This is a genomic window from Methanococcoides sp. (assembly GCF_030594565.1).
Taxonomy (GTDB): domain Archaea; phylum Halobacteriota; class Methanosarcinia; order Methanosarcinales; family Methanosarcinaceae; genus Methanococcoides; species Methanococcoides seepicolus.
Genome location: NZ_JAUVEY010000136.1, coordinates 1 through 5,791, shown reverse-complemented (window position 1 = coordinate 5,791; position 5,791 = coordinate 1). Strand labels below are relative to the sequence as shown.

Here is a 5,791-nt window from a genome sequence, read left to right as displayed (position 1 = left end):
ACATAGATATAAGTTGTTCCCTCTATTTCGCAGAGTGTGAATTTTCTAAAAACCCAAATTGCTGATAGGTCAATTTTGCAAAAAAATAAAGTTTACTTGATATGAGAAAACACATACAGGATAAATTGAGCATTATCGAGTAGTGTCGAGTTAACCATACAATGTCGCTAGATGGAATGGGTCAAGACAGATGCAAAAAACGGCGCGACCACACGCGCGCAGCGCGGCACGTTCCTACACCATGAATATGAAACGAGAAAATCCTCGCTGACGCTCAGATTTACTCGGAGTATATCTTTATAAAATATATACACTACAAAACGTTTTTCAAGCGGTATCGTATTTGCAGATCTGAGAATTGCATGTTTGGGTTGTAGATTTGGATTGTGGGTCTGCTAGCAGTGGAATGTGCCGCCTGCGGCGGGGACTGATGCTATGATTTCTTTCATTTAGTTTAGGTCAATTGCTGTGCCTTTCTCTTTAACATCGACACTCATATGTACGCATAATTTACCTGCGAGTGTTCTGTGCACTGACGACGCTGTGTAGAAACCCATAGGTCATTTTGGAGTTTAGAAAATTATGCCATATGATCTATACCCTTCATAATCGACAGTTGGAAGTTGACGCGACAGTAGTTTATTGTGAAAACATCAGCCATAAAATTATGGAATATCAATTTTAATATTTGATGTTGTAATAATTACTTCTTTATTATTGATCCAAGCAATAACTGTATTATTGTTTCGACTGACAATGTTTGTCATTCCCAATAGATGAGTTTCCCAAGCTTGCGGTGATTTTGACGTGATCGTGACAGTGGTGTTCTGCACGTTACCGTATCGATACTCACTGCTGTTTTCCACCTTGATATTAACAGTTGAAGCACCGTTTCCGCTTACAGACTTTTTCTTTCCTCCAATGATATCGAAAATGCATAGATCAAGTTCTGTGCCATCATCTGTCATAAAAGGTAAGGATCGTATTATCGAATCCGGACCCTGCTTGAGTATCACTGCCCCGTTTTCGTAAACAAGTTCCTGGTCAATCCAGAAATTATTTGAAGCCCTGTATTTGAAATAACCGGTACTCATATTCATATAATCTTCTGTACAATCATATTTGATATAATAGGGTCCTTCAAATGTCAATGAGAACGGTTGTGGGGCATTGTCCAGCATATTAGAAAAACCGTAGGCTGGATTTAAGACATCCATGCTAAAGTAATCCCCCATCACCCAGTCCTTAAAAACATCATGGGATGAAAGGCTTCCATTATCAGTGGTTTCCACCACTACCTTCTTGTTGTTGGAAGACCTGATGTAGATAGACGTTTTGTTATTGTTATCGTTGTTGATCTTTACCGTGTAATTGCCAGCTTCCATATATTTCATTGTGAAGATGAGGTCTGAAACAGTGGTTATGTTTATTATGGTTGTGTGACCGTTTACCACTTTTTCTGCATCATGGATACCTGTTAATGAGACGTTTACCCACCCATACTCAGGTTCAATAGTGAGTGTTCCGCTTGAGGATAACGAAGACATAAGGGGCAGACCACCATCCCCCAGTGGGATAAAGACCTTTGCGTTTGAACAATCAGAGCCGGTTTTTGCAGCAAGTTCGGTAAAACTGCTGTGAACCTCCTGCATATGTTTAATTTCATGTTCAGCAGCAAGAGATGGAATATAATAGGCATTTATCGCTGTGATAAATGTAGTGATTACCGCAAGGATAAGTATTGCAGAAACCACTGTCGAAACCGCATCATTATTCACAGACATTGGTTTCATGTTTGTTCCACCTCGGCAATTGCAAGTACTGCCCTTAGATGTATGACTGAGACCTCGGATACGTTCATCAGGTTAGTGGTCAAATGAATTGTCTGTGGGAACCTCCAGACCTGATCAGGAAGCAAATGCTCGTCCTGATATCCCGTTTCATTTTTAACGACGATTTTCACCTCTGATGCTTTCAAGGGGTCACCACCCACATGAGTTATATCGATGATACTCGAATTTGTCTCATTGACTACTAACTCAATTTCCACATAAGGCACCCGCTCATCCGGAAGCAGGGCGTAAACAGACATCGAAAGCACTGCAACAAGCATTACCGCAATCGAAAGTTTCAACATTTCCCCTATCATTTCAGAAGCCAAAATTATCACCTAATAACCCATTAATATCGTAAACGCTACATATGTCATTAGTAGAAAGATCACCGAGTGCTTAAGTCCGAATAAAAGGCGGCCTTCTGCCATCTGTCCGGTTATAAGACCTGAGAATAATCCTAATATCCCACATGTTGCGAACATTGTTGAATTTATATTTGCAGTAGCCATGGTATTTGTGCCCAGTGCTGTTATGGAAGGCATGAACTGCATGGAAAATGAATAGCAAACGTAAATAAAAGTGCCAAATGCTATGTAGATCGTTGCAAGGTAGACAAACGCCGTATCAAACCTGTCTCTTCGTAACCGAATCGTATTTTCGGCATCATCTGCTGCTATCAAAAGGACATTTTTAGTGTCATTGCTTACTTCACTTGCTTTTACGATAAGCGTAATAGCCCTTCTAAGCGCAGGCGTACCAATACGGTTTTCGAAACGTATCAGTGCTTCTTTCATTTCGCATCCCCATTCCATGTCAAGCCACATCCTCCGGACTTCCCTTGAAAGAAGTCCTATATCGGATTTTAACACCAGACCGATGGCATGTTTGAGTGTGAGCCCGATTTCGTTCATCTCGGCAAGTCTTCGCAGGAAATCGGGAATAGCCTTATCCATTTTTGTAAGCCTTTTCATCTTGAACTCATAAGCGATCGAGAGGGGGATCATTACGAGTACAGCGGCAAGTAGAAGCTGCTTATCCAGACTCAGGTCAGGCAGTAAAAACGGGATATACATAAGCGGTATTCCTATGAACATCGCACGTAGAGGATTTTCATAAAATATGGATCCGGGATTTTTTATATATTTACTAAATTTATTAAACAGTTTTTTCCTTTCGTACTTGTTTATCTTGTGTGTATATTCCGCTTCATTGATTATTTCCCTCTCCACAAAGAAAGTCCTTTTGATACTGGTATCGTTCACTTGCTTCATATCCAGATCTTCTTTTGGCGATATCGAATCGATTATGATGATCATGGCAATCGAGCCTACGGGAAGTCCGATAAATAGTGTTTGGAAAATATACGGTGCTTGCGACGTCTGGAGAAATCCTATAGTAACAAGTGTGACCAAAAGGAAGATCGGGACTGCAACAAAGGCAACAACATAGACTTCGCATAGAAGTTCAAGGTTTTTGAGGAACATTTCCTGTGTTTTCTTTGCATGTTCAAAATACTGGTGCATTTTCACTGAAAAATACTGGTGGGCATTGCTGCCGCCTTCAACCATTGGCACGAGGTTTTCAAGGAATTCCCTGAAATTCTCGGATGGTGTTGTCCTGGCTGCGTTTTTTATTGCAGTGATTATATCGCTGCCTAACAGTTCCACATCCCTGACGATATATAATGCTTCCTTGGACACCTCACCATAGATATGGTGGTTTTTTGCAAGTTCCTTGAAAATCTCATAAATAGGAATGCCACCTTTCCCCATCCCATAGCAGAAAGCAGCTGCATGGGGCAGCACCACATCTATCTTGGTCCTGCGGGATGCGGCTGTGAATTTCGGGTAGAACATCAAGAATTTAAAAACGACATACCCGATAAGAAGTGGAATGACAATTAAAAAACCATAAATCGGAATGTACCGCTGTAAAAGTTCTGGAAACGGGAATATTCTCTGCTGTAGCAAAATACAGAGTGAAATAAAAGATACAAAAACAGCCGCTGCTGCATATGAATAAGATCTGTTGACATATGCCGGATAGGGTATGCCTATTCTTGCTGCCCGGAGGTTTTTGCGGAGATTGTAATATTTTTCCGGGTTTTTCTTTACATATCGTCTGATGAAATTCATATCGTATACCGCACTTATGGGATTCAAGGGATCAAACTGTTCCTTTTTCCAGATTGTTCTTAAGATGAGAGGTCGGATAATACTTTTTCAGGATCTTTGTAATACAAGTTTATCCACTGAGCAACACTTTCATAATCCCGAATTCCTTTTGCTATGAGGGAATCTAAAAATAACATTCTCCTGTTAAGGTCAGCTCTAAGATCTTCATTGCTCCATCCTCTTGTTCGTTTGATATCTTCAAGTACATTAGAACCTTTTTCAAGTACATGAGATGCTTTATTTTCGAAACTATCAGTTACTTGATCCCATACAAATGAATCCTCTGTTTCAATCGTATTTGCCACTCTTACGATTTCGGAAACAACTGCCACTCTTCGTTTCTCAACTCCCAGATTATAGGCGTTTATTTGGACACATATTATATCAAGAGCCGAGAACATCGCTTCTGGTATGTTTATAGGGGGATTTGTGAACCTATTTATGACCTCCGACGCTGAACCTGCATGGAACGTAGAGCAGGTGGAATGTCCGGCATTCATTGCCTGGAACAGGGTTTGTGCTTCCTTACCTCTTACTTCCCCCACGATCAGGTATTCCGGTCGTTGCCTTAACGAGGAACGAAGCAGGTCATCAAGGTCGACCTTGCCAATATTGTCAGTGGAGATGCCATCCCTGGTAATGGTGGAAATCCAGTTGTCATGGGGCAGCTGAATTTCCTTTGTATCTTCAAGTGAGACGATTCTCTTATTTGGAGGTATGAACATACCGATAGCGTTCAGTGATGATGTCTTTCCGGAAGCAGTACTCCCGCAAAATATGATATTCCTATGGTTTTCCACACAGAACCAGAAGTATGCCATCATTTCTGATGAGAATGTGTGCCATGCAACAAGGTCTAAAGGCGTCAACGGTGTTTTTTTTAGTCGTCTTATGCTGAATGAACTTCCGTTGGGACTTATTTCCTGACCATAGGTTATGTTGATGCGGGAGCCATCGCGCATCACCGTATCCAATATCGGGGTGGATGCAGAAAGGTGACGCCCGCTTTGCTGTGCTATTCGCATCACGAACGAGTTGAGTTCGTCACTGGTGTTAAATACAATGTTGGTAGGAATGCTTCCATAAGCAATGTGAAAAACATGAATATGCATGTTTACACCATTGCACCAGATATCCTCGATATTCGGATCGCGCATGATTGCGCTGATCTTTCCGAATTCTATAAAGTCCCGCCTCACGTAATAAAATATCTTTTCAAAAGACTTTATTTCAAGTTCAGCATATTCAGAAAGTACCTGTTCTGTTTTTTCTCTTAGTAACTTGCATTTATCAATAGAATTGATATTGTCGATATCACACACACCTTCCAGCGTGAGTACGTCCTTGAGAACATCATGGATCTCTTCAATCAGCAAAATCTCAAAACTATCCAACTCTGGCTCGATGACCTTATACTCAACCTCTTTTTGTTTTGTTTTCACTATGGAAATGAATGAATAAGGTTCATCTATCCAGTACCGTTCAAGCTCTTCAAGATCAGATGATGGAGTAAAAGAAACAAGGTCCCCGTCAGCCGCGGGGTTATATAAATGATGTTCTTTATGTTTTTTAAAAGATAGAAGCCTTGATGATAGGGCTTTTACGTTTTTTGTGATCGGTATCATGGTTATTTTTTAACCACCCTCCTTTTATATACATGTATCGCACCAAGAAAATTCTCCCTTTGGTCAAATTGACTTGATGTATACATTTTTACAATTTGCATACAATAAAAAAAGGAACCCTTGATCAAGGGTTCATTGGCAATTGTTTTGAGTATAC

At 40.6% G+C, this 5,791-nt stretch carries 4 protein-coding genes; all 4 read right to left on the bottom strand.

Annotation, left to right across the window (positions count from 1 at the left end):
* Positions 1–665 precede the first annotated feature (665 nt).
* The 4 genes from QAS77_RS09955 to QAS77_RS09940 are packed head-to-tail and all read right to left on the bottom strand — an operon-like array spanning position 666 to position 5,634.
* The gene (locus QAS77_RS09955; RefSeq protein ID WP_305065322.1) at positions 666–1,793 is read right to left on the bottom strand and encodes a DUF7289 family protein; all 1,128 of its coding nucleotides are present in this window, start codon (positions 1,791–1,793) and stop codon (positions 666–668) included.
* Positions 1,790–2,161 (bottom strand): type IV pilin N-terminal domain-containing protein, encoded by a 372-nt coding sequence (locus QAS77_RS09950; protein ID WP_305065321.1) that lies wholly within the window; start codon positions 2,159–2,161, stop codon positions 1,790–1,792. The genes QAS77_RS09955 and QAS77_RS09950 overlap by 4 nt, the downstream gene beginning before the upstream one ends.
* A gap of 9 nt (positions 2,162–2,170) precedes the next feature.
* Positions 2,171–3,997 carry a type II secretion system F family protein gene (locus QAS77_RS09945; protein ID WP_305065320.1) on the bottom strand — a complete coding sequence of 609 codons (1,827 nt, stop codon included), beginning with the start codon at positions 3,995–3,997 and terminating at the stop codon, positions 2,171–2,173.
* Between the two features lie 32 nt (positions 3,998–4,029).
* The gene (locus tag QAS77_RS09940) at positions 4,030–5,634 is read right to left on the bottom strand and encodes a type II/IV secretion system ATPase subunit (RefSeq protein WP_305065318.1); all 1,605 of its coding nucleotides are present in this window, start codon (positions 5,632–5,634) and stop codon (positions 4,030–4,032) included.
* Positions 5,635–5,791 lie beyond the last annotated feature (157 nt).

Bases quoted from the DNA above. Each gene is read 5' to 3' on its own strand.
- QAS77_RS09955 (WP_305065322.1), bottom strand. From the start codon at position 1,793: ATGAAACCAATGTCTGTGAATAATGATGCGGTTTCGACAGTGGTTTCT.
- QAS77_RS09940 (WP_305065318.1), bottom strand. From the start codon at position 5,634: ATGATACCGATCACAAAAAACGTAAAAGCCCTATCATCAAGGCTTCTA.